This is a genomic window from Idiomarina sp. OT37-5b, from assembly GCF_002968395.1.
GTDB lineage: Bacteria > Pseudomonadota > Gammaproteobacteria > Enterobacterales > Alteromonadaceae > Idiomarina > Idiomarina aquatica.
In genome coordinates, this window is sequence record NZ_CP027188.1 from 1,118,225 (window position 1) to 1,143,742 (window position 25,518).

General features: G+C 53.3%; 26 protein-coding genes. 21 read left to right on the forward strand and 5 right to left on the reverse strand.

Going from position 1 to position 25,518, the window contains the following annotated elements; all coding sequences use genetic code 11:
• Positions 1 to 69: 69 nt before the first annotated feature.
• From pspA to C5610_RS05235, 14 genes are all read left to right on the forward strand, one after another.
• Positions 70 to 744, forward strand: a complete 675-nt coding sequence (gene pspA, locus C5610_RS05170; protein ID WP_105306234.1) for a phage shock protein PspA — start codon at positions 70 to 72, stop codon at positions 742 to 744.
• Between the two features lie 34 nt (positions 745 to 778).
• Positions 779 to 1,015: an envelope stress response membrane protein PspB gene (pspB, locus tag C5610_RS05175; RefSeq protein WP_105306235.1), complete on the forward strand. Its 237-nt coding sequence runs from the start codon at positions 779 to 781 to the stop codon at positions 1,013 to 1,015.
• A complete protein-coding gene (gene pspC / locus C5610_RS05180) occupies positions 1,012 to 1,392 on the forward strand; it encodes an envelope stress response membrane protein PspC (protein ID WP_105306236.1) in 381 nt (126 codons plus the stop codon). Before pspB ends, pspC begins: the two co-directional genes overlap by 4 nt.
• Positions 1,389 to 2,771, forward strand: a complete 1,383-nt coding sequence (locus tag C5610_RS05185; RefSeq protein WP_105306237.1) for a YcjX family protein — start codon at positions 1,389 to 1,391, stop codon at positions 2,769 to 2,771. The genes pspC and C5610_RS05185 overlap by 4 nt, the downstream gene beginning before the upstream one ends.
• Positions 2,768 to 3,760, forward strand: a complete 993-nt coding sequence (locus tag C5610_RS05190; protein WP_105306238.1) for a YcjF family protein — start codon at positions 2,768 to 2,770, stop codon at positions 3,758 to 3,760. The genes C5610_RS05185 and C5610_RS05190 overlap by 4 nt, the downstream gene beginning before the upstream one ends.
• A gap of 124 nt (positions 3,761 to 3,884) precedes the next feature.
• Positions 3,885 to 5,120, forward strand: a complete 1,236-nt coding sequence (gene megL / locus C5610_RS05195; protein WP_105306239.1) for a methionine gamma-lyase — start codon at positions 3,885 to 3,887, stop codon at positions 5,118 to 5,120.
• Between the two features lie 39 nt (positions 5,121 to 5,159).
• Positions 5,160 to 5,963 (forward strand): phenylalanine 4-monooxygenase, encoded by an 804-nt coding sequence (phhA, locus tag C5610_RS05200; protein WP_105306240.1) that lies wholly within the window; start codon positions 5,160 to 5,162, stop codon positions 5,961 to 5,963.
• Positions 5,964 to 6,040: 77 nt separating this feature from the next.
• Positions 6,041 to 6,391 (forward strand): 4a-hydroxytetrahydrobiopterin dehydratase, encoded by a 351-nt coding sequence (locus C5610_RS05205; RefSeq protein WP_105306241.1) that lies wholly within the window; start codon positions 6,041 to 6,043, stop codon positions 6,389 to 6,391.
• Positions 6,392 to 6,527: 136 nt separating this feature from the next.
• The gene (tyrR, locus tag C5610_RS05210) at positions 6,528 to 8,081 is read left to right on the forward strand and encodes a transcriptional regulator TyrR (RefSeq protein ID WP_105306242.1); all 1,554 of its coding nucleotides are present in this window, start codon (positions 6,528 to 6,530) and stop codon (positions 8,079 to 8,081) included.
• 228 nt (positions 8,082 to 8,309) lie between these two features.
• A complete protein-coding gene (hppD, locus tag C5610_RS05215) occupies positions 8,310 to 9,383 on the forward strand; it encodes a 4-hydroxyphenylpyruvate dioxygenase (protein WP_105306243.1) in 1,074 nt (357 codons plus the stop codon).
• Positions 9,376 to 10,509 (forward strand): homogentisate 1,2-dioxygenase, encoded by a 1,134-nt coding sequence (locus C5610_RS05220; protein ID WP_105306244.1) that lies wholly within the window; start codon positions 9,376 to 9,378, stop codon positions 10,507 to 10,509. The genes hppD and C5610_RS05220 overlap by 8 nt, the downstream gene beginning before the upstream one ends.
• 3 nt (positions 10,510 to 10,512) lie before the next feature.
• Positions 10,513 to 11,538 (forward strand): fumarylacetoacetate hydrolase family protein, encoded by a 1,026-nt coding sequence (locus tag C5610_RS05225; RefSeq protein WP_105306245.1) that lies wholly within the window; start codon positions 10,513 to 10,515, stop codon positions 11,536 to 11,538.
• Positions 11,538 to 12,176 (forward strand): maleylacetoacetate isomerase, encoded by a 639-nt coding sequence (gene maiA / locus C5610_RS05230; protein WP_105307704.1) that lies wholly within the window; start codon positions 11,538 to 11,540, stop codon positions 12,174 to 12,176. The genes C5610_RS05225 and maiA overlap by 1 nt, the downstream gene beginning before the upstream one ends.
• An 11-nt stretch (positions 12,177 to 12,187) precedes the next feature.
• Entirely contained in the window at positions 12,188 to 14,695 is a 2,508-nt protein-coding gene (locus C5610_RS05235) for a S9 family peptidase (protein WP_105306246.1), read from the forward strand.
• On the opposite strand, the gene rrtA is transcribed toward C5610_RS05235, so the two are convergent.
• Positions 14,692 to 15,273, reverse strand: coding sequence for a rhombosortase (gene rrtA, locus C5610_RS05240; protein WP_105306247.1), 582 nt, complete (start codon positions 15,271 to 15,273; stop codon positions 14,692 to 14,694). The genes C5610_RS05235 and rrtA overlap by 4 nt on opposite strands.
• A 73-nt stretch (positions 15,274 to 15,346) precedes the next feature.
• Here rrtA and ggt point away from each other — a divergent pair, with 73 nt between their 5' ends.
• A complete protein-coding gene (ggt, locus tag C5610_RS05245) occupies positions 15,347 to 17,119 on the forward strand; it encodes a gamma-glutamyltransferase (RefSeq protein WP_105306248.1) in 1,773 nt (590 codons plus the stop codon).
• 2 nt (positions 17,120 to 17,121) lie between these two features.
• Complete coding sequence (locus C5610_RS05250) at positions 17,122 to 17,571, forward strand: hypothetical protein (protein ID WP_241970502.1); 450 nt, start codon at positions 17,122 to 17,124, stop codon at positions 17,569 to 17,571.
• A gap of 11 nt (positions 17,572 to 17,582) precedes the next feature.
• Here C5610_RS05250 and C5610_RS05255 read toward each other — a convergent pair whose 3' ends face one another.
• Together C5610_RS05255 and hspQ are read right to left on the reverse strand one after the other, a co-directional pair.
• Complete coding sequence (locus C5610_RS05255) at positions 17,583 to 17,951, reverse strand: histidine triad nucleotide-binding protein (protein ID WP_105306249.1); 369 nt, start codon at positions 17,949 to 17,951, stop codon at positions 17,583 to 17,585.
• 75 nt (positions 17,952 to 18,026) lie between these two features.
• Positions 18,027 to 18,368: a heat shock protein HspQ gene (gene hspQ / locus C5610_RS05260; RefSeq protein ID WP_241970501.1), complete on the reverse strand. Its 342-nt coding sequence runs from the start codon at positions 18,366 to 18,368 to the stop codon at positions 18,027 to 18,029.
• 88 nt (positions 18,369 to 18,456) lie between these two features.
• Here hspQ and C5610_RS05265 point away from each other — a divergent pair, with 88 nt between their 5' ends.
• Positions 18,457 to 18,762 carry a PilZ domain-containing protein gene (locus C5610_RS05265; RefSeq protein WP_105306250.1) on the forward strand — a complete coding sequence of 102 codons (306 nt, stop codon included), beginning with the start codon at positions 18,457 to 18,459 and terminating at the stop codon, positions 18,760 to 18,762.
• Positions 18,763 to 18,767: 5 nt separating this feature from the next.
• Here C5610_RS05265 and metG read toward each other — a convergent pair whose 3' ends face one another.
• Positions 18,768 to 20,810 (reverse strand): methionine--tRNA ligase, encoded by a 2,043-nt coding sequence (gene metG / locus C5610_RS05270; RefSeq protein ID WP_105307707.1) that lies wholly within the window; start codon positions 20,808 to 20,810, stop codon positions 18,768 to 18,770.
• A 90-nt stretch (positions 20,811 to 20,900) separates the two neighbouring features.
• Between metG and apbC the strand changes: the two genes are divergently transcribed.
• Both apbC and dcd read left to right on the forward strand, forming a co-directional pair.
• Complete coding sequence (gene apbC / locus C5610_RS05275) at positions 20,901 to 21,899, forward strand: iron-sulfur cluster carrier protein ApbC (protein WP_105306251.1); 999 nt, start codon at positions 20,901 to 20,903, stop codon at positions 21,897 to 21,899.
• Between the two features lie 32 nt (positions 21,900 to 21,931).
• Positions 21,932 to 22,519 carry a dCTP deaminase gene (gene dcd, locus C5610_RS05280; protein WP_105306252.1) on the forward strand — a complete coding sequence of 196 codons (588 nt, stop codon included), beginning with the start codon at positions 21,932 to 21,934 and terminating at the stop codon, positions 22,517 to 22,519.
• On the opposite strand, the gene yvcK is transcribed toward dcd, so the two are convergent.
• The gene (gene yvcK / locus C5610_RS05285; RefSeq protein WP_105306253.1) at positions 22,516 to 23,412 is read right to left on the reverse strand and encodes a uridine diphosphate-N-acetylglucosamine-binding protein YvcK; all 897 of its coding nucleotides are present in this window, start codon (positions 23,410 to 23,412) and stop codon (positions 22,516 to 22,518) included. The genes dcd and yvcK overlap by 4 nt on opposite strands.
• 74 nt (positions 23,413 to 23,486) lie before the next feature.
• On the opposite strand from yvcK, the gene C5610_RS05290 reads away from it, so the two are divergent.
• Both C5610_RS05290 and C5610_RS05295 read left to right on the forward strand, forming a co-directional pair.
• The gene (locus tag C5610_RS05290) at positions 23,487 to 24,893 is read left to right on the forward strand and encodes a protein adenylyltransferase SelO (RefSeq protein ID WP_105306254.1); all 1,407 of its coding nucleotides are present in this window, start codon (positions 23,487 to 23,489) and stop codon (positions 24,891 to 24,893) included.
• A gap of 83 nt (positions 24,894 to 24,976) precedes the next feature.
• The gene (locus tag C5610_RS05295) at positions 24,977 to 25,501 is read left to right on the forward strand and encodes a DUF192 domain-containing protein (protein WP_105306255.1); all 525 of its coding nucleotides are present in this window, start codon (positions 24,977 to 24,979) and stop codon (positions 25,499 to 25,501) included.
• Positions 25,502 to 25,518 lie beyond the last annotated feature (17 nt).

The window sequence follows — 25,518 nt, forward strand, 5'->3', positions numbered from 1 at the left end:
TGTTGAATACCTAACAGCAGAGGTCAATCATGGCCACTTATTCGAAACACCAACTGTGAGGTAATTATTATGGGTATTTTTTCACGTTTTAGCGATATCGTGAACTCGAATATCAACTCGCTTCTGGATAAAGCAGAAGATCCACAAAAAATGGTGCGCCTGATCATTCAGGAAATGGAAGACACACTGGTTGAAGTGCGTTCTACCTCCGCTCGTTTACTGGCCGAGAAAAAAGACGTGCAGCGTCAGCAGCAGCGCGCGGAACACGAAGTGCTGGACTGGGAAAGCAAAGCCGAGCTGGCACTGTCTAAAGAGCGTGAAGATTTGGCTAAGCAGGCGTTGATTGAAAAACAAAAAGCGCAGCAAGTGGTTGAATCGTTGCAGCACGAAATCGACCGTGTTGACGAAAGCCTGGATAAACTGAACGACGAAATCGGTCAGTTACAGGAAAAGTTAGCCGATGCTAAAGCTCGTCAGAAAACCATTCTGATGCGCCAGAAGACAGCGACCAGCCGTCTTGCGGTTAAGCAGCAGGTCGACAGTAATAAAGTCAACGATGCGATGGAAAAATTTGACCGTTACGAAGCTAAGATTGATGATATCGAAGCACAGGTTGAATCCTATGATTTAGGCAAACGTACGTTGCGCGACGAGTTCGCTGAGCTGGAAAACGAAGGCAAAGTGAATGATGAGCTGGAAGCGTTAAAAGCTCGCATGAAAGCCAAAGCAAAAGGCGACGAGTAACCGCAACGCTAATCGACTCGACTAGGAACGGATTATGGAAAGCATTTTAGGACTGTTAGTTGCGCCAATTATCTTATTCACGATTTTTGTCGCACCCATCTGGCTGATTCTGCATTACCGCAGCAAGAAGCAGGTGAACAAAGGTTTAAGTGACGAAGAGCGCATGCAGTTAAACCAAATGGCTGAACAGGTTGAAAAAATGCGTGACAGAATCAAGACGCTGGAACGCATTCTGGACGCCGATGCGCCCAATTGGAGGGAGCACATATGAGCTCAGGCAAACGTGAATTGCGTCGTAATACCGAAAAAGGCAAGCTGGCCGGCGTTTGCGCCGGTCTTGCCGACTACTTGAATGTTGAGGCCTGGATCGTTCGCGTGGTGTTTTTCACCGGCTTTATCTTCTCAAGTGGCTTTTTCTTCATTTTGTATGTGGCCGGCTGGCTGATACTGGACAAGGCGCCGGCACAGTTGTCACAGGCACACCACGTTAATGTAAAAAGCAGTGTGTATCAGGCCGGCGAGCCACCACACCGCGCGTTTCGGGAACTGAACCAGGAACTGAGTGAACTGGAACAGGAACTGCAACGGATGGAAAAGTACGTGACCTCGAACCAGTACAACTTACATAAGGAATTCAGTAAGCTGTGAGCCGAACGGAAAAGTTAGCCGAACAGGTTTCTAAACGAGCCCGCGATCTTCTCGACCGCGGGCTCGATCGTCATGTCCGCCTGGCCGTCACCGGCTTAAGCGGCGCCGGCAAGACGGCGTTGTTGACCGGGCTGCTGGAGCAGATGTTGTATGCCAATGACAGCAACCGCTTGCCCTACTGGGCGGTGCGTTCCGAACGGCGCTTGCAGGGTGCAAGGCTGGTTCCGAGCAGTCAGTGGTCCGTTGCACGCTTCGATTATGAGGCCGCCATCGCCGCTCTGACTGCCGAAACGCCGGGCTGGCCGCAGTCGACCCGTGATGTCAGCGAAATTCGGGTGGAATTAAAGTACAAACCGAATAAAGGACTGGCCAGTAAACTCAGTGATACCCGCCGGCTGACACTGGATCTGATCGATTACCCGGGTGAATGGTTGCTGGACTTGCCGATGCTGGGCCTAACCTATCAGCAGTGGAGCGAGCAGCAAAGCCGGCTGGCACAACAGGGCGTGCGACAACAGATTTTTGCGGACTGGCAGGCACGGGTGGCAGCCAGTATTGAGCAGAGTCAGGACACTGATGAAACCCTGCGCCGTCTGGCCCGTGATTATCAGCAGCAACTGCAACGCTGCAAACAGGAATTTGGCCTGTATTTTTTGCAGCCAGGACGTCATTTGCTGCCCGGCGAACTGGCGGATGCGCCGGCACTGGACTTTTTCCCCTGGCCACAACACCTGAGCCTGCCGGCAGCATGGCGCGACTCGTTAGAAGCGAAGTTTAGCTACTATCAACAGCAGGTCATCAAACCGTTTTATAAAAATTATTTTCAGGACTATAACCGGCAAATCGTTTTGGTGGACCTATTGTCGGCCTTGCAGGCCGGTGAAGATGCCTTGTCTGAACTGCGCTTAGCCCTTGGCGAATTAATGAAAAGCTTTGAATATGGCAATAATTCGTTGTTGAAACGGTTACTGTCACCACAAATTGACCGAGTAGCGCTGGTCGCATCAAAAGCTGATCACGTCGCACCGGAGCAACACAGCGCCATGCGTCAGTTATTGGGTCAATTGCTGCAACAAAGCCGACAGCAGTTGGACTTTGAACGCATCAGCTATCAGTTGTTTGCGGTGTCCGGCATTGCCGTGGCGCAGCCCGGTAAACTGGCCGATGGCACGGTGGTGCTGGACGGTTACGATGAAGCGGGGCAGCGCGTGCGTATCGGCGCACCAACGGTGCCGGCTAACTGGCCGGATCGTGAGGCGTGGGCGCAAGGTTTCGCCTACCCACGACTGTCGCCGCAGTTTGTCAGCGGCCAGTCACCCTTGCCGCACGTGCGCCTGGATCAATTACTCGAATACCTACTTGGGGACAAACTGTTATGAGCCAGCCAAAACAAGGTAAGGCGCAACTGACCTATTATGACCCTGATCAGGAACCGGCAGCCGCTGTCGACGTGGATGAGGCAGATACGCCTCAAGCACATGCCGATGCGCTTAGCATCAATGAACCGCTAACGAGTTCGCCCAACCGGCGAGTCCGACGCTGGCTGCTGATCAGTCTGCTGTTACTGCTGGCGGCGGTATCGATCGAAACAACCTTATTATTATTGGAAAGTTTTCAGCAGCACTGGCTGCTCGGCGCGTTGTGGGCGAGCGGTTTAGGTATCGCGTTGCTGAGTTTAGGCTATTTTATCGGGCGAGAATGGTTGTTGCTGCGGCGCCTTAAGCGCCGCTGGCAGCGTCAGCAGCACACGGCACCGACGCAGCTATTAGCCGATCTGAAGCACCCGGATTTACACGCGCTCTGGCAGCAAATCGAGCAACCCTACTGGAACGACGATGAACGTCAGGAACGCTTCGAGAAGGACATTCTCAGTCGGGTTGATCAGCAGGCCCAGCGCATCATCAGCAAACGGGCGGCGGAATCCGCAGCGCTGGTTGCGGTTAGCCCCAGTTCAATTGCCGATATGCTGTTATTGCTGTGGCGTAATCAGCGCATGATTGCGGATGTCGCACGCTGTTATGGTGTCGAGCTGGGCTATTGGAGCCGCGTACGTTTATGGCGTCAGATCCTGGCTAACCTGGCCTACGCCGGCATCAGCGAACTGGTGGTTGACGTAGGTACCCAATGGCTCAGTGCCGAGTTGATGAGTAAATTGTCGGCCCGCGCCGGGCAGGGGTTGGGGGCCGGCTTATTGACCGCGCGGTTGGGGTTTCAGGTGATGTCGCTGACCCGACCGTTACCCTTCCACCATGTTAAACGACCCGGTTATGGGCGCTTACAGAAAGAGTTGTTAACCCAGCTCAGCCAGTTATTGCCGGGCATTTATCGCGCCTCGACACGTACCCCAAATGAGCCGCATAAACCCTAGTGGAAAATTTCCGTTACAGTAAAGCCCGCACTTGTTGCGGGCTTTTTTGTTGCCAATAACAGACCCCGCAATGCACTCTTAGTGTTAACAACATTGTAAAAAAAGTGGTTATAAACGGGTCAATATGACAGCGCATCACGACAAAAATAATAACAATAAAAAACAGTGGCAATTGGCGACCAAGGTGATTCATGCCGGCAGCGGCCATGATGATCCTCACGGCGCACTGGCATCGCCGTTATATCAGACATCAACCTTTAAATTCGCTGATGCGGATCAAGGTTCGGCGCGTTTTGCCGGTGAAGAGGCCGGGTATATCTACAGCCGTCTCGGCAATCCGACCACCCATGAACTGGAAACCCGGGTGGCAGAGCTGGAAGGCTACGAAGCTGCGGCGGCTGCGGCAACCGGTATGGGCGCGATTGCAGCCTGTACCATGGTCTTTTTACGGGCCGGTGACCACATCGTGGTATCCGATGCCATTTACGGTTGCAGTTTTGCGTTGTTCAGCGAACTGTTTGAACGCTTCGGCGTGCACGCCGACTTTGTCGACCTTAACGACACCGATGCCTTGCAGCAATCGCTGCAGGACAACACCCGGCTGGTATTTTTAGAAACGCCGGCGAACCCGCATCTAAAACTGGTCGATATTGCGGCCGTCAGTCAGGTCATCGCCGGCCGCGATATTCGCCTTATCGTCGACAATACCTTTATGACGCCGCTGTTACAGCAACCGAAACAACAGGGCGCCGATTTGGTGGTGCACAGTGCCACCAAGTTTTTAAACGGTCATGGAGACGTGGTCGCCGGCATCGTCTGCGGCAGCGCCGAAGACATCGCGCTGATTAAGGGCACTACGCTTAAGGATATGGGCGCGACCATCAGCCCGCACGATGCCTGGCTGATTTTGCGAGGCTTGAAAACATTAGACGTGCGGATGCAGCGGCATTGTGAAAACGCCGAAAAAGTGGCGGATTTTCTGGTGCAGCACCCGGGGGTACGGAAAGTGTATTATCCTGGACTGGCGGATCACCCTCACCACCATCTTATCGGCACGCAAATGAAACATGCGGGGGCGGTGATTGCGCTGGAACTGGAAGGTGACGAGGCACAAGCCCGCTATTTTCTTAATCAGTTGCAGATGATTCCGCTGGCGGTGAGCCTGGGTGATGCCGAAACGCTGATCCAGCATCCTGCGTCAATGACGCACTCGCCGTACACGCCGGAAGCACGACAAAAGGCCGGCATAACCGACACGCTGGTGCGCATTGCTGTTGGCCTGGAAGCCGCCGATGACATCATCGCTGACTTACAACAAGCATTAACAGCCAGCCAACAGCGCTGGCAACAAACGGCATAAGCCGGGTCATAATTACGTTTCACAGAACAAGAGGAAGGTATGGGTAAAGAAAGTAAGTACGTATCCAAACAGCCGGACGAGAATGGCATCATTCATTGGACCGACGAAGAGAATGCGATTTGGCATGACCTGGTAGAGCGTCAGCTAAAATGCATTCCCGGGAAAGCGTGTGACGAGTACATGAAGGGACTCGAATTACTGGATCTGCCCAAGGATAGACTGCCACAGTTGCACGAAATTAATGCGGTGCTGGAACGCGAAACCGGCTGGCAGGTCGCTGCAGTACCGGCGTTGATCCCGTTTGATGAGTTTTTCCGGTTGTTGGCGAACAAACAGTTCCCGGTGGCGACCTTTATTCGTACGCGGGAAGAATTTGACTACCTGCAGGAACCGGATATTTTCCATGAGATCTTCGGTCACTGCCCGCTGCTGACCAATCCGGCGTTTGCGCATTTCACCCATCAATACGGTAAATTGGGTTATGCGGCATCGCCGAAAGAGCGGGTGTATCTTGCACGTCTGTATTGGTTTACGGTCGAGTTCGGTCTGATGAAAACCGCACAAGGGCTGCGCATTTATGGCGGCGGTATTCTGTCGTCTCCGGCAGAAACCGAATACGCGGTGAACAGTGATAAGCCGGAGCGTAAACCCTTAAAAGCCTTGGATGCGCTGCGCACACCGTATCGGATTGATATCATCCAGCCGATCTACTACACCATAGAAAGCGTCGATGAACTTTACGAAATTTCCGATATGGATATTATGGCGCTGGTACAGGAGGCGATGGAGCTGGGATTATTTGAACCCAAGTTTCCGCCAAAACCAAAGACCGACGTCGCGTAGCGAGCGCCAGATAAGGTTCAATGGCTTGCGCCGGTGGCGCAAGCACAGTAACTCATTTACCAAACATGAAAGGAGCAATGATGTCTCTAGACAGCGAGAAGTGTGAAGCCTGCCGTGGTGATGTGCCTAAGGTCAGTGACGACGAACTGAAAGAACTGATGCGTGAAATTCCTGAGTGGACACCGATCACCCGTGACGGCGTGATGATGCTGCAACGGGAGTACACATTTAAAAACTTCCGTCAGGCATTAGCGTTCACCAACCGTGTCGGCGAGATTGCCGAGCAGGAAAAGCACCACCCGGAGATTACCACCGAGTGGGGCAAAACCACCGTTACATGGTGGACTCACGCCATTGACGGCCTGCATCGCAACGACTTCATTATGGCGGCGAAAACCGACAAAGTACTTGATGAAGACGCCGCGTAACCAGGCGCACACCGAATAATTCGACCAATGGAATAAAACCCCGGCCGAGTGCTGGGGTTTTTACTATCTGTCACCGTCACTTTGCTGTATCATTTGCTTTACAAGACGTTTTTTGACGAACCGGTGACAACCCGATATGAGATTAGAGATTAGCTGCGACGACCGCTTAGGCATTTGCCAGGACGTGCTGCAAATATTGCGTGACCACGAGATTGACTTACGTGGTATCGAAGTGGACCCGCGCGGTAAGATCTTTCTAAATTTCCCCGAATTGGCGTTTGAGGACTTCAGTCACTTAATGCCGCAAATTCGGCGTATTCCCAATGTAAAAGACGTTAAGACCATTCCCTACATGCCGTTTGAACGCGAGCATTTTGAGTTCAGTCTGCTGCTCAGTACCTTGCCCGACCCGGTGTTATCCATTGATACTAAAGGTTGCATCGACATCATTAACGATGCCGGTGCGCAGTTGCTCAGCGGCCAGGGCGAAAATCTCAAAGGCGAGGTCATTAACCAATACATTCATGGCTTCTCGATCCTGCGCTGGCTGGAAAAACAGCCAAAAGAACCGACCTACGAAGCCATTTTGATCGGTCATGACGAATATCACGCCCAGCTGTTACCGATTTGGGTAACCGGTGAGGACGGCAGCGAAACCTTTGCCGGAGCGGTGATAACCTGTAAAACCGAGCCGATTACCGCGACCTGGCAGCGCGGCGACAACCAGTCAGCCTTTGCCGGTATTCTGACCGAGCATGCCAGCATCAAGCGGGTGCTGAAAGATGCACAACGCATGGCGGAACTGGATGCACCGTTGTTGATCGAGGGCGAAACCGGCGTCGGTAAAGAACTGCTGGCGAAGGCCTGCCATTACGCCAGCAGTCGTTTTGAGAAACCGTTTTTAGCCATTAATTGCGCGGCGTTGCCCGACAATGTGGCGGAAAGCGAACTGTTCGGCCACGGTGAAGGTAGCCTCAGTCATCAAAGCACGCGCAAGTCCGGCGTGTTGGAGCAGGCCGCCGGTGGCACCGTGCTGCTGGACTCCGTGGGTGAAATGTCCATCAGTCTGCAGGCGAAGCTGTTGCGCTTTCTCGAAGACGGCGTGTTTCGTCGTATCGGCGAGGAGCAGGAGGTCAGTGTCGACGTGCGGGTTATTTGTACCGCTCAGGATCAGCTCTATGCGCTGGTCGAACAGGGTAAATTCCGTGAGGATCTGTATTACCGCCTAAACGTGTTGTCATTGCAGTTGCCGCCATTGCGGGAACGTGGCTCGGACATCATGTTGCTGGCCGAACACTTTGTTGCGCAAGCCTGCAAAACCCTGGGTCGCAGTCAGGTCAAGCTGGGTCGTGCGACGCGCGAAAAACTGCGGCGCTATCAGTGGCCGGGTAACGTGCGGCAATTGGAAAATACCATGTTCCGCTCGGTTTCCATGCTCGAAGGAAACACTCTGGAAGCCGCCGATGTGCGCTTACCCGAAGCACACAGTGGTAATGAACCGCTGGCGGTTGATATGGACGATCTTACCCTGGATGAAGCGGTACGGCAGTTTGAGTCCAGCATTTTACGACGTCTGTACCCAAGCTTTCCGAGCACCCGCCAGTTAGCCAAGCGGTTGGGGCTGTCGCACACCGCAGTGGCCAACAAGCTGCGCGACTACGGCATCGGTAAACAACGCCAGCGTAAATAAAAACGGACATTCAATGAGTGTTGTAAAGTAATGTTTACACGCTAAAATCGACCGAAAGGCGTTCTGTATGTGTTTGCAGACGCCTTTTTTATTTGTAAATCAAACGTTACAAAAAGCCTGTGGCGGACTAAAATTTCGCCAGTTGAGCAAAGCTCGCCATCGACACGGCATCCTCCTACAGTGTAAGGGACATAAAAAACAACACCGAATAACAGGAAGGATAAAACCATGTCAGATGTAATGACCAACCCACTGAATACCGATGGCTTTGAATTCGTTGAGTACAGCGCTCCGGATCAAAAAGGCATCGACGCACTGAAAGACCTGTTTGATAAACTGGGCTTTACCGAAGTAGCCAAGCACAAAACCAAGCAAGCCTGGCTGTACAAACAAAACGACGTTAACTTCATCGTTAATGCTGAGCCGGGTGGCCAGGCAGAAGAATTTGCCAAAGATCACGGTCCCAGCGTCTGTGGTATGGCATGGCGTGTAAAAGATGCTAAGCATGCGTTTGACCACGCCGTGGCCAATGGCGCCAAAGCGTTTCCTGCCGAACAGGGCGTCATCGATGGTGCCAAAGCCGTGTACGGCATCGGCGAGAGCGTGTTGTACTTTATCGACAACTACGCCAACCACGAGATTTATCATCAGCATTTCGAGTTTTACGATAACTGGGAAAGCAAAATGAAAGAACACGCGGCGGGTCTGTACGAAATCGATCACCTGACGCACAACGTGTTCCGCGGCAACATGGATACCTGGGCCGGCTTCTACGAGCGCATCGGTAACTTCCGTGAAATCCGCTATTTTGACATCGAAGGTAAACTGACCGGTTTGTTGAGCCGCGCCATGACCGCACCGTGCGGCAAAATCCGCATTCCAATCAACGAATCGCACGACGACAAGTCACAAATCGAAGAGTACCTGCGTGAGTACAAAGGCGAGGGTATTCAGCACATCGCCCTGACCTCAGACAATATCTACAAAACCGTTAAAGACTTGCGCGCCATTGGCATGAATTTCATGGACACGCCGGACACCTACTACGAGAAAATCGATGAGCGTGTTGAGGGTCACGAAGAAGACGTTGATGCGCTACGCGAACAACGCATCCTGATCGACGGTGCCCCGATGAAAGACGGTATTTTGCTGCAGATTTTCACGCAGACCGTGATTGGTCCGGTATTCTTCGAAATCATTCAGCGTAAAGGCAATGAAGGCTTTGGCGAAGGTAACTTTAAAGCGCTGTTCGAGAGTATCGAGGAAGATCAAATTCGCCGTGGAGTATTGAGCGATGCGTAAATGGATCAGCTTCCCGAAGCAGGAAGGGACGTCGTCACGACAAGCCCATGCTGACTTTCCGGAGCAGGCCATTTATGAGCGCGAAGCGGGTCGCAGCGGCTTTTTTGGCCCTGCGACGCACTTCCATCATCAACATGCGCCGACCGGTTGGTCGGAGTGGGAAGGGCCGCTGAAACCGCGTGCCTTTGACTTCAATCAATTGACCGAACAGGCGCCGGAAAATCCTTGGCTGACGCCAGACCTGCTGTCGAACAGTCAGTGTAAGTTCCGCATCTGGCATTGTTCGGAAAACATGAAGTACCTGGTGCGTAATGCCGACGGTGACGATCTGTTGTTCGTTCATGAGGGCAGCGGTCATTTGTTCTGCGATTACGGCCATATCCATCTGGTTAAGGGCGACTACTTTATGTTGCCGCGCTCAACCAACTGGCGGTTAGAGCCGGACGAAAAAATGGAACTGCTGATGATTGAGGCGACTAACGGCGCCTATCAGCTGCCGGAGAAAGGCATTGTCGGTAATCATGCAGTGTTTGATCCGGCGGTACTGGATACTCCGGCCATTGATGATGCGTTCAAAGCGCAGTACAGCGAACAGCGCTGGCAGGTGTATGTCAAACGTCATCAACAGATCAGTACCATCACCTATCCGTACAACCCGTTGGATGCCATTGGCTGGCATGGCGATCTGGCACCGGTGCGCTTAAACTGGCGCGATATCCGCCCGTTAATGAGCCATCGCTATCACTTACCACCATCGGCGCACACCACCTTTGTGGCGGACGGCTTTGTGGTTTGTACCTTTGTGCCACGGCCGATTGAATCGGATCCGGGCGCCCTCAAAGTGCCGTTCTATCACAACAACGACGATTACGATGAAGTGCTGTTCTATCACGAGGGTGACTTCTTTAGTCGCGATAACATCGATCGTGGTATGGTAACCTTCCATCCGGCAGGTTTTACCCATGGCCCGCACCCGAAAGCCTTTAAAGCCGGGCGTGAGTACAAAAAGAAATTCACTGACGAAGTTGCGGTGATGCTTGATACCCGCAATGCGCTGGAAATGAGTAACGTCGCATTGGCGGTCGAGAATCCCGACTACGTTTACAGTTGGCAGGAGAAAAAATAATTTATGAAACTAGCCACATACCGAAATGGAACCCGTGACGGCCAGTTAATGGTTGTCAGTAAAGACCTGACACGCGCCGTTGCCGTGCCCGCAATCGCCTCCTGTATGCAGGAAGCCATTGATAACTGGGATGACGTTGAAGCGAAGCTCAATGAGGTTTACCAGCAGCTCAACGCGGGCCGTGTTGACGGTGAAGTGACCTTTGAGCAGGTGCTGTGTGAATCACCGTTGCCGCGTGCTTATCAATGGGCTGACGGCAGTGCTTATGTTAACCACGTTGAGCTGGTGCGTAAGGCTCGTGGCGCCGAAATGCCGCCCAGCTTTTGGGAAGATCCACTGATGTATCAAGGTGGCTCCGACGACTTCTTGGGACCACACGACGAAATTCAGATGGCCAGCACCGAGTGGGGCATCGACTTTGAAGGTGAAATCGCGGTCATTACCGATGATGTGCCAATGGGCATCGACGCCAAAGCGGCCGGCGAGCACATTAAGTTACTGATGCTGGTGAACGACGTGTCACTGCGCGGCTTGATCCCGGGAGAGTTGGGCAAAGGCTTTGGCTTTTTCCAGAGCAAGCCATCGTCAGCGTTTTCACCGGTCGCGGTCACTCCGGACGAGCTGGGTGATGCCTGGCGCGACAATAAAGTGCATTTACCGTTGCTGTCAGAATACAACGGCAAGCCGTTTGGCAAACCCAATGCCGGCGAAGACATGACCTTCAATTTTGCTCAATTGGTCGCACATGCGGCGAAGACCCGTAACCTTGGCGCCGGTGCCATCATTGGCTCGGGTACGGTATCGAACAAACAGGGCACCGACCACGGTACTGCCATCGAAGAAGGCGGCGTCGGCTACAGTTGTATAGCCGAGGTCCGCATGATCGAAACCATCCGTGACGGCAAGCCCAGCACTGAATTCATGAAATTCGGCGACACCATTCATATGGAAATGAAAGACCCCAACGGTCAGTCCATCTTTGGTGCCATTGATCAAAAAGTGGTGGAATATAAAGGACCGTCACAATGATGAAGCTCTATGGATACTGGCGCTCAAGCGCCAGTTTTCGTGTCCGGCTGGCGCTTTATTTAAAAAAACTGCCGTTTGACTATCAGTCCGTACACCTGATTAAAGACGGCGGTGAACAGCATACCCCCGAATACAAAAAGCTCAATCCGGCAAGCCTGGTGCCGACCTTTGTTGATGATGACGTTACCCTGAATCAATCGTTAGCAATCATCGAATACCTGGATGAGCGCTACGCGCAGCGACCTTTGTTGCCATCGGATCCGGTTGATCGCGCCAAGGCACGCGCCCTCGCGTATGACCTGGCCTGCGAACTGCAACCGATCACCAACTTACGGGTGCTGCAATACTTGACCGGAACCCTCAATTGCTCAGATGAACAGCGCAATGACTGGATTCATCACTGGGTACACACGGCTTTCACCGCATTTGAACAGCGGCTGACCGAAACTGCCGGTGAATATTGCTACGGAGATTCGGTAACATTGGCAGATATCTGCCTGTTGCCGCAGGTGTACAACGCGCAACGCTTTAAGGTACCGTTAGACGACTACCCGACGTTGACCGCTGTCAACGACCGCTTACAACAGTTGCAGGCGGTGCAGCAGGCACGTCCAGAGAATCAGCCAGACGCACAATAAGGAATAAACACATGGTTAAATCACGTTTAGTGATTGCAATAGGGGCGGCATTATTAGCCGCCTCTTGCGCATCTACGTCGCCCGCTAATGACGGCGCGGCAATGGCTCCGGCAGCCACGTCCAAGCAAGTACAAACCGTCAGTGCCGATCCGCTTGCCAGTGCTCAGGGTACGGCCGAGCTGACGATGGAACAAATCATGGCCGATCCGGACTGGATGGGTCGTTTTCCGGAGAACGCCTTCTGGAGCCTGGACGGCAACGATATGCTGTTTTACCAGAAGCGCGAAGGCAGTGACATTCGTGACTTAAAGGTGATAAAAAATGCCCAGGGTGATGCCCAGCGGGTACCCTTGTCGGATTATCATTTCTACGTCGCTGACGAAACCGAGCGTTCAGCCGTTGCCGATTGGATAGCCTATACCTACGAAGGTAATGTGTTTGTCCGTTTTGCGGATAACAGCGTACGCCAATTGACCCGCGATGAAGCCCGTCAGCACAATCTGCAGGCGATGACGGATGGTAGCCTGAGTTATCAGCAGGGTAACGACTTTTACGTGGTGGACGTGAATACCGGTGCGAGCCGCCAGGTGGCGTCAATCAAGTTTGAAGACGCACCACAGGCAAATAAACCAGCCGCCGATTACCTGGCCCGTGAAGAGCAACAGCTTATCCAGTTTGTGCAGAAAGAGCGTAAGGCAGCGGCCGAGCGATTTGAGCGTGAACAGCAATTGCAGGCGGAAAACCCAACGCTGGCACCAAAACCGTTTTATCTGGATAAATCCAAACAGCTGGTTGATGCCCGTTTGTCGCCACGTGGTGATAAAATCATTGCCGCCATCAGTGAGCCGCAGGCCTGGCGCGAAGACGGCGACATCATGCCAAACTACATCAACGAAGATGGTCGCATCTCCAGTGAACGGGTGCGCCGCCGTGTCGCCGATGCTAAGCCGAATGAACAGCAACTGGTGATTCTGGATTTGCAAAACCACAGCGACACCACGCTGACGTACAATACCTTGCCGGGCTGGAATGAAGACGTACTGGCCGAGGTCAAGCGCGAAAACCACGAGGCTCGTGGTGAAGACTATGAGTCGGAGCAAAAGCCGCGTGCGATTCATCTGATGGCTGACTGGGGCTGGGAAAACGGCGCCATGCAGTGGAATGAAGACGGTACGCAGCTGGCGGTAATGCTGGAAGCCTGGGACAACAAAGACCGTTGGATCGCGACGGTGGACTTTGCCGGTAAAAAACTGGTCGCTCAGGATCGTCTGCACGACGACGCCTGGATTAACTATACCCATAACGAATTTGGTTGGCTGAACACCGAAACCCTATGGTTTATGTCCGAAGCCGACGGTTACTCGCACCTGTACGTGAAGCCGCTGAACGGAGACCGCCAGCAACTGACCGCAGGTGACTATGTGGTCGAAACCGCTGAACTGAGCCGGGATGCGGAGTACTTCTACTTTCAGGCCAACATCGACCATCCGGGCATTTACGAAGTTTATCGGGTGAAAACCGACGGCAGCAGTAAGCCTGAAGCGTTGACCGATTTGGGCGGTATGACCGCGTTTGAACTGAGCCCGACCGATGATCAACTGCTGTTGACGCACTCAACGCCGTTGATGCCACCGGAGCTTTATCACAAATCGACCCAGCCGGGCGATGCGCCAGAGCGTAAGACCTTTACCGTGTCTGAGAAATTCCTCAGCATCGACTGGACCGCACCGGATGTGGTCGGGGTACCGTCAAGCCATGTCGAGCGGCCGATTTATACCCGCATTTACACCCCTGAAGACTTCGACGCTGACCGCGCTGAAGCGTACCCGGCGGTGGTCTTCATTCACGGTGCCGGGTATCTGCAGAACGCCCATCTGGGTTGGTCAAATTACTTCCGTGAGTTTATGTTCCATAGCTTGCTGAATAAGCACGGTTATGTGGTTGCGGATCTCGACTACCGGGGTTCGAAAGGATACGGCCGCGACTGGCGTACCGCAATTTATCGCCAAATGGGCACGCCGGAAGTGGAAGACCTGGTGGATGTTGCCGATTACCTACAGCGCGAACTGAACGTGGATGGTGATCGTTTGGGTACCTACGGTGGTTCGTACGGTGGTTTCCTGACCTTTATGGCGTTGTTTAAGGAACCGGGTTTGTTTGAAGCCGGCTCGGCATTGCGTCCGGTAACGGATTGGGCCCACTATAACGTTGGCTACACCTCAAACATTCTGAACCTGCCACAGGACGACACCATTGCCTATCGTCGCAGTTCACCGATTTATTTCGCGGAAGGCCTGCAGGATGCGTTGCTGATCAACGCGCCGATGATCGATGACAACGTTTTCTTCCAGGACAGCGTGCGTCTGGTACAGCGTCTTATTGAGCTGAAGAAGACCGATTGGGAAACGGCCATTTATCCGGTCGAACCGCATGGCTTCCGTCAGCCGGAAAGCTGGCTGAACGAATACCGTCGTATCTTCAAGTTGTTCGAAGAAAACCTGAAACCTGAGCGCGATTAGCGCTCAGCGTTTTTGTTTTTTAACGGTTCGGGAACGGCGTCGCTTAAGCGGCGCCGTTCCAGTTTTAACAGCACTAAGGCACTGACCAGGCCCGCCGCATGAATTAACGCGACATCGTCGCCGACGAAGTGTGCCGGACGCCAGCCCAGCAATTCTGCCACCACTTTGGCCAGCACGGCGACAACCAACAGCCACATCCAGCGGTGTTGTTTGGCATCGCGAATCAGGCAGTACAGCAGCAAGCCATGAATGACACCGGATAAACCGACAAACTGTACCTCAAAAAATAACAGCAGCAGACTGATGGTGACCGCACTGAGCAGCATCGCGTTCAGCAACCAGCGGCTGTTTAAATGACGATGCCAGATGGCGACGATAACCGCCAGCGCAAGATAGTTAAACAGCGCATGGGTCCAGTCGAGGTGAATAAAGTGAGCACTGATCAACGGCCAGCCCTGGCTTAATGCCGACTCGCTATGAAACGTCAGCGCATCGTGCCATTGCGGCATCAGTTGTAAAACCGCCATTACGATAACAGCCAATATAAGCGCAAAAACGCCGTGTTGTAGTTTTTCCATGTTCGATCTCATTGCACCAATACCCATGGCTTCGTATGATAGAGGCAAATTGCGGTAAAGAAAAAGGAAATGCATGAAATTAAACCTTAAAACCAGCCTCATCGCGCTCGCCTTTGCTTCCTCATTGACCGCCTGTAACAGCGGTTCGGAGCTCAGCTCAGCCTCCTCCGGGGTTGAAGTGCGGGAGCCGGAAGCAGCAACCGGGTTTACCGACAAAACCGCCGTAACCGCGCAAGATTACATGGTTGCAGCGGCCAATCCGCATGCGGTCGAAGCCGGCTATCAGGTACTGAAAGCCGGCGGTTCGGCCATTGATGCCGCGATTGCGGTACAGGCGATGCTGGGGTTAACCGAGCCGCAATCATCGGGCATCGGTGGTGGAGCATTTATTCTGTACTGGCACGCTGAGGATAAAAAGCTGTACAGCATTGACGCACGGGAAACCGCGCCTATGGCGGCTACCGAGGCTTTGTTTCTGGACGAAAACGGTAAACCGCCGCGCTGGATTGATGCCGTGGTCGGTGGCCGTTCGGTAGGTACGCCGGGGCTGCTCCGCGGGTTGGAACTGGCGCATGAGCGCTGGGGCAAGCGCGACTGGTCGGTATTATTTGACGACGCCATTGAGCTGGCCGAAGAGGGGTTTGAGGTGTCGCCGCGACTGGCTAAGCTGGTGGCCATGGAAATCAATCCCGGGGTGAAGAAAATGCCGGCCGCCAGTGCCTACTTCTTCCCCGATGGCGAACCGCTTGCAGCCGGTGATCGGTTGAAGAATCCGGACTACGCAGACTCCCTGCAACTGATCGCCGAACAGGGCGCCGACGCCTTCTACCAAGGGCCGATCGCCGAGATGATTGTTGATGCGGTGCAGAACAGTCCGATTGCGCCCGGCAAACTGAGCCTGCAGGACCTCGCCAATTATCAGGCCAAATTGCGTGAACCGGTATGTGACGATTATCGCCAGTACCGTGTTTGCGGTATGGGCCCGCCAAGTTCCGGTGGTTTAACCACGCTCCAGACTTTGGGTGTGTTAGAAAACTTTGAGTTTGACCAGTTGCCGGTAAATGGCCTGGAAGCAACGCATTTATTCAGTCAGGCTTCGCGGTTGGCTTTTGCCGATCGCAATCAGTGGATTGCCGATCCCGATTTTGTTGACGTTCCGGTCACGGCGATGCTGAATGATGACTACCTTGCCGAACGTGCCGCGTTAATTGGCGAAGAAGATATGGGCAAAGCGACACCCGGTGGCGCGTTGGTGCCTGAATACCAGCAGGATGTCGCCTATGAACTGCCGAACACCAGCCACATCAGCATTGTTGATGCCGATGGCAACGTGGTATCGATGACCACCAGTATCGAAATGGGTTTTGGTTCGACCGTGATGGCCGGTGGCTTCCTGCTCAATAACCAGCTCACCGATTTCTCGCTGGTGCCGATGGACGGTTCGGTTAAAATCGCCAACCGGGTAGAGCCGGGCAAGCGTCCGCGCAGTTCGATGGCACCGACTGTGGTGTTGGATCAGAACGGCCAGCAGGTACTGCATGCGCTGGGTTCTCCGGGAGGCAGTCGCATCATTAATTATGTAACTCAGACACTGGTTGGTCTGCTGGACTGGAACTTGGACATGCAGCAAGCGATCAATATGGGTCATGTGACGAATCGCAACGACTATACCTCGCTGGAAAAAGGTCGTGCCATTGCCGACCACGCCGAGCCGTTGCAACAACGCGGTCATGAGGTGCGTGTGATCGATCTTAATAGTGGTTTGCACGGCATCAGCCTGATGCCCGACGGCTCGTTGGTTGGCGGTGCCGACCCACGCCGTGAAGGCACGGTTAAGGGAGACTGAGGATGCGCGTGACAGTATTAGCAACGGCAATGGTAACGGCGTTAACTTTAGTCGGCTGCGGTGAGGTTGAACGGGGCTACGGTGACGGTGACGCAGAAACCGAGGAAGCCGCTGCTATCAAGGGCTTTTACCAGGCCATATATCGTGATGACGATCTCAACAAAGCGAAGCGCTTTGCCTCTGAACGGATGGATGGCCTGATCGAGCATTACGCCACGCTAAGCGGCGTCGAACGTTACGTGCTGGGTCGTTACTATGATCGTGTCGAATTAACGGTCGAAGCGGATTCCATCGTGCCTTATTTAAACAACAAGCAGGAACTGCGGGCGACGGTGATTTTCGAAGGTGAATACAAAGGCGATAACGTTAAGGACAGTCGTGACGTGGTTCTGGTGCAGGAAGAGGGTACCTGGCGCGTGGATCAAATTCTTGACCCACGCTACCGGCCTTAGCAGCACCGTGCTCAGGCTTTCTTCATAACATCGGTGTAGGGTGGCCAGCCCATCGGTTTGCCGGCAAGTAAATGCAGGTGAATGTGATAAACGGTTTGGCCACCGTGTTCGTTACAGTTCATCACGCAGCGGTAACCGTCTTTGGCAAAGCCATGTTGTACCGCCAGTTTGGCGGCGACAATGTACAGGTGACCGACAATGTCCGCATCCTCTTCTGCGATGTCGTTAATGGTCGCAATCGGCTTTTTCGGGATGATCAGCAGATGCACCGGAGCTTGCGGATTAATGTCCTTAAACGCCAGTGCAATGTCATCTTCGTAGACGATGTCGGCGGGGATTTCTCGGTTTATGATCTTACTGAAAATGGTTTCTTCAGCCATAGTACATTCCTTGGTAAATCAGCGTCCTTCCATGGTACCTATCGCTGCGACAACGAGCAATCGTTGTCCGTCTAATTAGTTAATTTTATCGGCCAATACATAATGCCCGCGGGTACGGTCACAAAACACCAAGTCAACCATTGGGTGTTGGATCGGCGCTTCGGTAAAGTCCGGGTCTAAATTGGACTCGCTGACGTAGGTCTGAATGGACGAATTATTGACCAGCACATGATACCAGGGCTGCTGTTTACTCGGGCGGGTGGTGGCCATACGCTGATACCACTCGTCGGATAAGCTGAACACCGGATCGGCATCAATAATAACGCCTCGATAGCCGTACAGCGAATGAGTAATAAGTTGTCCGATGGCAAACTTCGCACTGACCATTTTATTAGAATCCAACTCTATCATTGACATGGGATCATCCTTAATTTGGTTTCAGTTTTCTTATCGGCACAGTCGTGCTAAAACTGAATAAAGAATTGTAAATTTTTAAGGAAGCGGCATGTTGGGATCAGACGACCATCGTAACTTTATGCGGATGTCGGTTAATGCCGACGCAAAGGTGGTGATTGGCTATGATGAGGGCGGTGAGCACGAGCAGGTACTGGACGCCGTGTGTCTTGATTTAAGTGCTACCGGAGCTTCGTTACAGGTTGAGCCGCCGGTTGCCGAAGGCGAACGTATTGTCATTTACATCAAAGCCGGTGAAAAGTTTCCGGCCTTTAAAGCGCTGGCCGAGGTGTTGCGCAGCCAGCGCCTGGAAGAGGGCGGTTACCAGTTGGGTTGTAAGATAACCCAACTGCTGTAGCCGGATTACATCACACGCATACCGGGTTTGGCGCCGTCGTGCGGGTTAAGAATATAAATTTCGTCTTTCCCCGGGCCGGCCGCAAGTACCATGCCTTCAGACAGGCCAAAACGCATTTTACGCGGTGCCAGGTTGGCCACCATCACGGTCAGTTGACCAATCAGCTGTTCCGGTTGGTAGGCCGACTTAATCCCGGCAAATACCTGGCGTTGCTCGCCGCCTAAATCAAGCGTCAGTTTCAGCAGCTTATCAGCGCCTTCAACGTGCTCGGCATTGGCGATGCGCGCCACCCGTAAATCAACTTTGGCAAACTCATCAAAACTGATTTCATCCGCGATCGGTTCTTTTTTCAGTTCGTCATTGGTTTCGGTAGCGACCGCCGCGGTCGTCGCCTCGGCCTGTTGTTCTTTTGATGCGTCAAGCATAGCGTTTATGTCTTCCATATCGACGCGCTGCATCAGCGCTTTAAATTTATCAATGGGGTGGTTGGTGAGTACCGTACGGTGACTGTCCCAGCTAAAGTTATCGTTTAAGAACTGCTGTACCGACTGCGCCAGTTGCGGAACCACCGGGGTTAAGTAAATCATCAAAATACGGAACAGATTGATACCCAGCGAGCAAATGTCGTGGACTTCGTTCTCGTGTCCCGGCTGCTTAATCAACTGCCAGGGTTCTTTGTCGGCGATGTATTGATTGGCACGGTCGGCCAACGCCATGATGTCACGCATGGCTTTGGAGAACTCACGGTTCTCGTAATACTCAGCAATCTGGTCGCCGGCTTTCTGGAAATCTTCCAGCAACACCGCGTCGGCGATGTCACCCGACAGACGGCCGTCGAATTTTTTGCTGATGAAGCCGGCACAGCGGCTGGCAATGTTAATCACCTTACCGACCAAATCTGAGTTAACCCGTTGCGCGAAATCGGTCAGGTTCAGGTCCAGATCGTCGATGCGGCTGGTCAGTTTGGCGGCAAAGTAATAACGCAGGTATTCCGGATTAAGGTGATCGAGGTAAGTACGCGCCTTGATAAAGGTGCCCTTAGACTTCGACATCTTAGTACCGTTAACGGTAATAAAACCATGCGCCCAGACGTTGGTCGGCTGACGGAAGTCAGCGCCTTTCAGCATCGCCGGCCAGAACAGACTGTGGAAGTAGATAATGTCTTTGCCGATAAAGTGATACACCTCGGCTTTGCTGTCCGCCTGCCAGTATTCGTCCCAGTTGGCTTTGCCCGTGGTGTCGCAGTAATTCTTAAAACTGCTCATGTAACCGATCGGGGCATCCAGCCAGACGTAAAAATATTTGTTCTCAGTGCCCGGAATTTTGAAGCCGAAATAGGGTGCATCGCGGGAAATATCCCACCGCTGCAGACCTTGTTCGAACCATTCGTTCAGTTTATTGGCCATTTCGCCCTGTAACGAACCAGAGCGAGTCCAGCTCTTCAACATGTCGCCAAACGCGGGAAGGTCAAAGAAGTAATGTTCCGACTGACGCATTTCCGGGGTAGCACCGGACACCACCGAGCGTGGATTTTTTAAATCCGTCGGCGCATAGGTGGCGCCACAAACGTCACAGTTATCACCGTATTGGTCTTCGGCACCACAATCCGGGCAATCGCCCTTAACAAAACGATCCGGCAGGAACATTTCTTTTTGCGGATCGTAGAGCTGCTCGATCACCTCGGTTTTGATGTGACCGGCTTTATCCAACCGATTGTAAATGGTTTCTGCCAACTCACGGTTTTCTTCACTGTGGGTACTGTAGTAGTGATCAAAGCCGATGTTGAAGCCGGCAAAGTCCTGTTCATGAGACTGTTGCATCTCGCCAATCATTTGTTCGGGCGAGATACCCAGTTGCTGGGCCTTGAGCATGATCGGCGTGCCGTGGGCATCGTCCGCGCACATGTAGTGGCACTCATTGCCGCGCAACTTTTGAAAGCGCACCCAGATGTCGGCCTGGATGTAGCCTAATAAATGTCCAATATGAATCGGCCCGTTGGCATAGGGCAAGGCATTGGTCACCAAAATTTTACGTTCGCTCTGGCTCATGCGAGAATCTGCTTCCATTACTGTTAATATCAATGTGAAGCTCAATATTATCATAGGAACCGTATGATACACAGAGCCAAGAGGTGGCTGATGTCACAGTTTTCTGATTTTAAAGATGGCCTGCCGGCCGGACTGCAGTCCGACTGGATTCGGCTGGACAAAAACAACGGCACAGCAGAACTTACCGTGCCGTACGCCGTCGACCAAGAGGCGCTGCTGCAACAGCTGGCCGAGCACCCGGCAACCCGCGATTATCAATGGCAGCTACACTGTCGCATTAAAAAAATGCCCAATTCGCAGCCAGAGTTGCCATTAACCACCGGTAATGTGATTGTGGTGTCATCGGGTAAAGGCGGCGTCGGCAAATCCTCAGTCAGCGTGTCGTTGGCGCTGGGGCTGCAACAACTGGGCGCCCGTGTCGGGCTGTTGGATGCGGATATTTACGGACCATCGATCCCGACCATGCTCGGGCGCGGCGACCATCAATTGAGTGTTAATGAACGCAACAAGATGGAGCCACTGCAACGGTTTGGCCTACAAGTGAATTCGCTCGGTTATCTGGTTGATGATAACGATGCAACCATCTGGCGCGGACCGATGGCCAGCAGTGCTTTGCAGCAGCTTTATCGCGACACTAACTGGCAGCAACTGGATTATTTGATCGTCGATATGCCACCGGGCACCGGGGATATTCAGTTAACCATGGCACAGAAACTACCGGTGACTGCCGCGGTGGTGGTAACAACGCCACAAACCGTTGCCTTGCGCGATGCCGAGAAAGGTATCGCGATGTTTAAAAAGCTTAATATCCCGTTGCTGGGTGTGTTAGAAAATATGAGCTATTATGAGTGCCGGCACTGTGGCGAACGCGATGCCATTTTTGGCGCTGGCGGAGGTGACGCGCTGGCGACGGAACATCAGGTCGGCCTGTTAGGGCAATGGCCGCTGACCACCGAATTCCGGGACAGTCTCGACCGTGAGCAACCACTATTGATTGCGCAACCGCAGCATCCGTTCAGTCAGTTGATCCGCTCAACGGCCGCAGAGGTTGCCAGAAAGCTCTATCATCAGGCGCAAAAAAACGTGTAACATCAACACATCAGTCAGTTTAGGGAACAGCTATGCGGTTAAACGACAAAGAAATCGAACAATTTTTGCAGGAAGGCATTATTGGCGTTGAGCCTGCGCCCGCGAAGCACAATATTTCCGGTGTAACGCTGGACATTCACCTCGGCTCCGAATTTCGAGTCCTGCAGGATCATGCCGCCCCTTACATCGACATCAGCGGCTCGCGAGAGGCGATAGAAAAAGCCATTCAGGAAGTCATGAGTGATGAAATCAACTTGCGCCCGGATCAAGCGTTTTTCATTCATCCGGGTGAATTCGCACTGGCTGTTACGCACGAATCGATTCGCTTACCGGAAGACATGGTGGGTTGGCTCGATGGCCGTTCGTCACTGGCGCGACTGGGATTGATGGTGCATGTTACGGCACATCGTATCGACCCAGGCTGGTCGGGACAAATTGTGCTGGAGTTTTACAACAGCGGTAAGTTGCCGTTGGCACTGAGGCCGGGCATGAAAATCGGTGCCATCAGTTTTGAACGCTTGAGCGGTCCTTGCGAACGCCCCTACAACAAACGAGTCGATGCTAAATACCGCGATCAGCACGGCGCGGTTGCGTCACGGATTTCCGCGGACGGCGGTTAAGCGGTTTGCTTGAACAGGGTTTCCACAGCGGCGTTCAAGCGCTGCAGTAATACGTCAGGATCATGCCGGTAGTGGACATCGCTATCGGCGGTTAACCCGCCCAGACGCGGTATCTGTAACTGAGGGTCATGGTGATTGGATAACACAAGGTCGACCACACACTGGCCAATGTGTTGCTCCAGAAAGGCCAGCTTTTCCGTCACCGAGAGGGTTCCGGCAGGCCCTTTTTCGTGCACCAGATTATCAATAAAGACCACTTTGCCGCGAGTTTTGCGCAACGCCACCGCAATGTCTTTGACCAATAATGGCGGCAGTACCGAGGTCAGGAAGCTGCCGGGACCGAGAATGATCAAATCACTGTTATACAGATGGCGAACGGCTTCCGGCGTTGCATGGGCTTCGCCGGACAGGCTCAACGCCTTGGGCATGTGTTCCAACCGATCAATTAAAATCTCGCCATGACACTGAATGTCCTCAGCCGTGGTCGCCACCAAATCGGTCGGGCACTCTGACATCGGTAATAAGCGGGTGTTGACGTTCAGCAGCCGGCTGAGCAGTTGGATGCCGTCCAGTGGCCGCGCACTGACCTGATCAAGGGTATACAGCAGCAGATTACCGAGGTTATGGCCGGCCAGCGAGGTTTCACCTTCGAAGCGAAAGTTAAGCACATCCGCAGCCAGCGGCTGCTCGACCAATTGCGACAGGCAATTGCGGATATCGCCCCAGGCAATGGTGTGATGGGACGCCCGCAACAGACCTGTTGCGCCACCATTGTCGGTGGTTGCAACAACGCCTACCAATTTGTGCTTCATAAACGCCAGCGTGGACAATACCCGGCCTAGGCCGTGGCCACCACCGATGGCAGTAATCCGGCGCAACGCCGTAATCTGCATGCAACCATCCTTACGCGGTTGTGTCTAATAACTAAGGTCGCCAAATAGTTTAGCGCCCTGTAAGATAAGAGTCTATGAGTTTACACTTTGTTAACGAGTACGCCGAAACATTTTCCGATTTGGTCAGCGAGCAGGACATTGCTGCGGATGGCCAGTCGACGCCTCGCTTATTTAACCAGGCGTTATGGCAGCAACTGGGCGGTGAACCGATCCGTGCAGAAACCCTGACCGCACGACTGGACGGTGAACAACAGTGGCCCGGGATAAGACCATTGGCACAAAAGTACGCCGGCCATCAGTTTGGTCATTTTAACCCCTATCTAGGCGATGGCCGGGGCTTATTGCTGGGTGAAGTGAAAACGCCCACCGGCGAGTTTTACGATCTGCACTTAAAAGGTGCCGGACCAACCCCTTATGGCCGTGGCGGCGACGGGCGCGCGGTACTGCGCTCGTCGATTCGAGAATATCTGGCCAGTGAGGCGTTCGCCGCGCTGGGCATTCCTACCACCCGGGCGTTGTTACTGACCTCTACCGAAGGGCAGATCCAGCGTGAACGCATCGAACCCGGCGCGATGTTGTTGCGAGTGGCGAAGACTCACGTCCGCTTTGGGCATTTTGAGCACTGTTATTATCGCCGACTGCCGCAGCAACAACGGCAGTTATGGGATTATGTCATTGCGCGACAATGGCCGGAATTAAACGATGCGACGCCGACCGCGCAGTTTCGCCGGGTAACCGAGCGCACCGCGCTGATGATTGCGTTATGGCAGGCCTATGGCTTTATTCATGGGGTCATGAACACCGACAACATGAGTCTGCTGGGGGAAACCTTTGACTACGGCCCCTACGCAATGTTTGACAGCTATCAGCCGGAGAAAATTTTTAATCATACCGACCAGGGCGGCCGCTACAGCTTTACCCGCCAACCGGGCATAGGCCGCTGGAATTTACAGCGTCTGCAGGTGGCATTGAGTGCGTCGATGGACGTTACGGAATTTACCTCAGTAATCGACGAGTATGAGCCGCTGATCCAAACGTTTTATTTTCAGCAAATGCGGCAGCGGCTTGGCTTAACGCAGGTCGAGCCGGGGTTGGCACGAGAGCTCATTGCCGGCTGGTTACAGTTGTTGGAAGCGCATCAATTAGACTATAACCGCAGCTTTATCGAACTGGAACGTTATGTTACCGAGTCTGCCGCCGGCGAACTGAGCGTGGTCGGAGAGGCCTGGTTAAGGCAGTATCTCGACGCCGTTAATGAGGCACCGGATATTGCGGCGATGCAGCAGGTCAATCCAGTAGTGACGTTACGCACACATCTGCTCAGTGAGGTCATCAGTGCCGCAGAACAGGGCGATGATGCGCCGCTGACATCCTATCTGGAGGCGCTTGAACGACCGTTTCAGCGATGCCTTTGGGGCAGTCACTGGGCGCAGCCGCCGGCCGAAGAAATTGCGCCAGGCAGTTTGTCCTGTTCCAGCTGAGCAGGGCGGTTGCGATTTCGCGGCGAATGGGACAGAATCAAAGGCCATCCGTGCATAACGCATCATGATAATAAGGCACTCACATGAGTTCGAGAAAAACAGCCCTGGTCGTTGCTAGCGTGCTACTGACCGTTGCATCAACCGCCATGGCACAGCAGTGGCGCGTTCCTGCGCCACAAAGCTTTGAAAAAACCGCGATTTGCCTGGGCCAATTAGAGCAACCGCTGACGGTTGAACTGGCCGATACCACCGCGCAGCACGCCCGTGGCTTGATGGGACGTGAGCAACTCGGCGACTACGAAGGCATGTTGTTTCGTTATCCTCAAGTGCGTTCAGGCAGTTCCGGCTTCTGGATGTATCAGACCCTGATCCCGCTCGACATTGCCTATTTGAACGAGCGCGGTGAAATCGTCAAAACCTTTACCATGTTGCCGTGTGGCAGTGACGACCCTAATCAGTGTCGCAGTTATGCGCCGGGTAAAAACTATCAATACGCGTTAGAAATGAACGCCGGATTCTTTGCGGAACATGATATCCGTATGGGCGATCGGGTAACCATCGTCGGTACCGTCGAAGACGGTCAACGTTGCAGTGAACTTTTACAATAATAAACCGTGAAACAGAG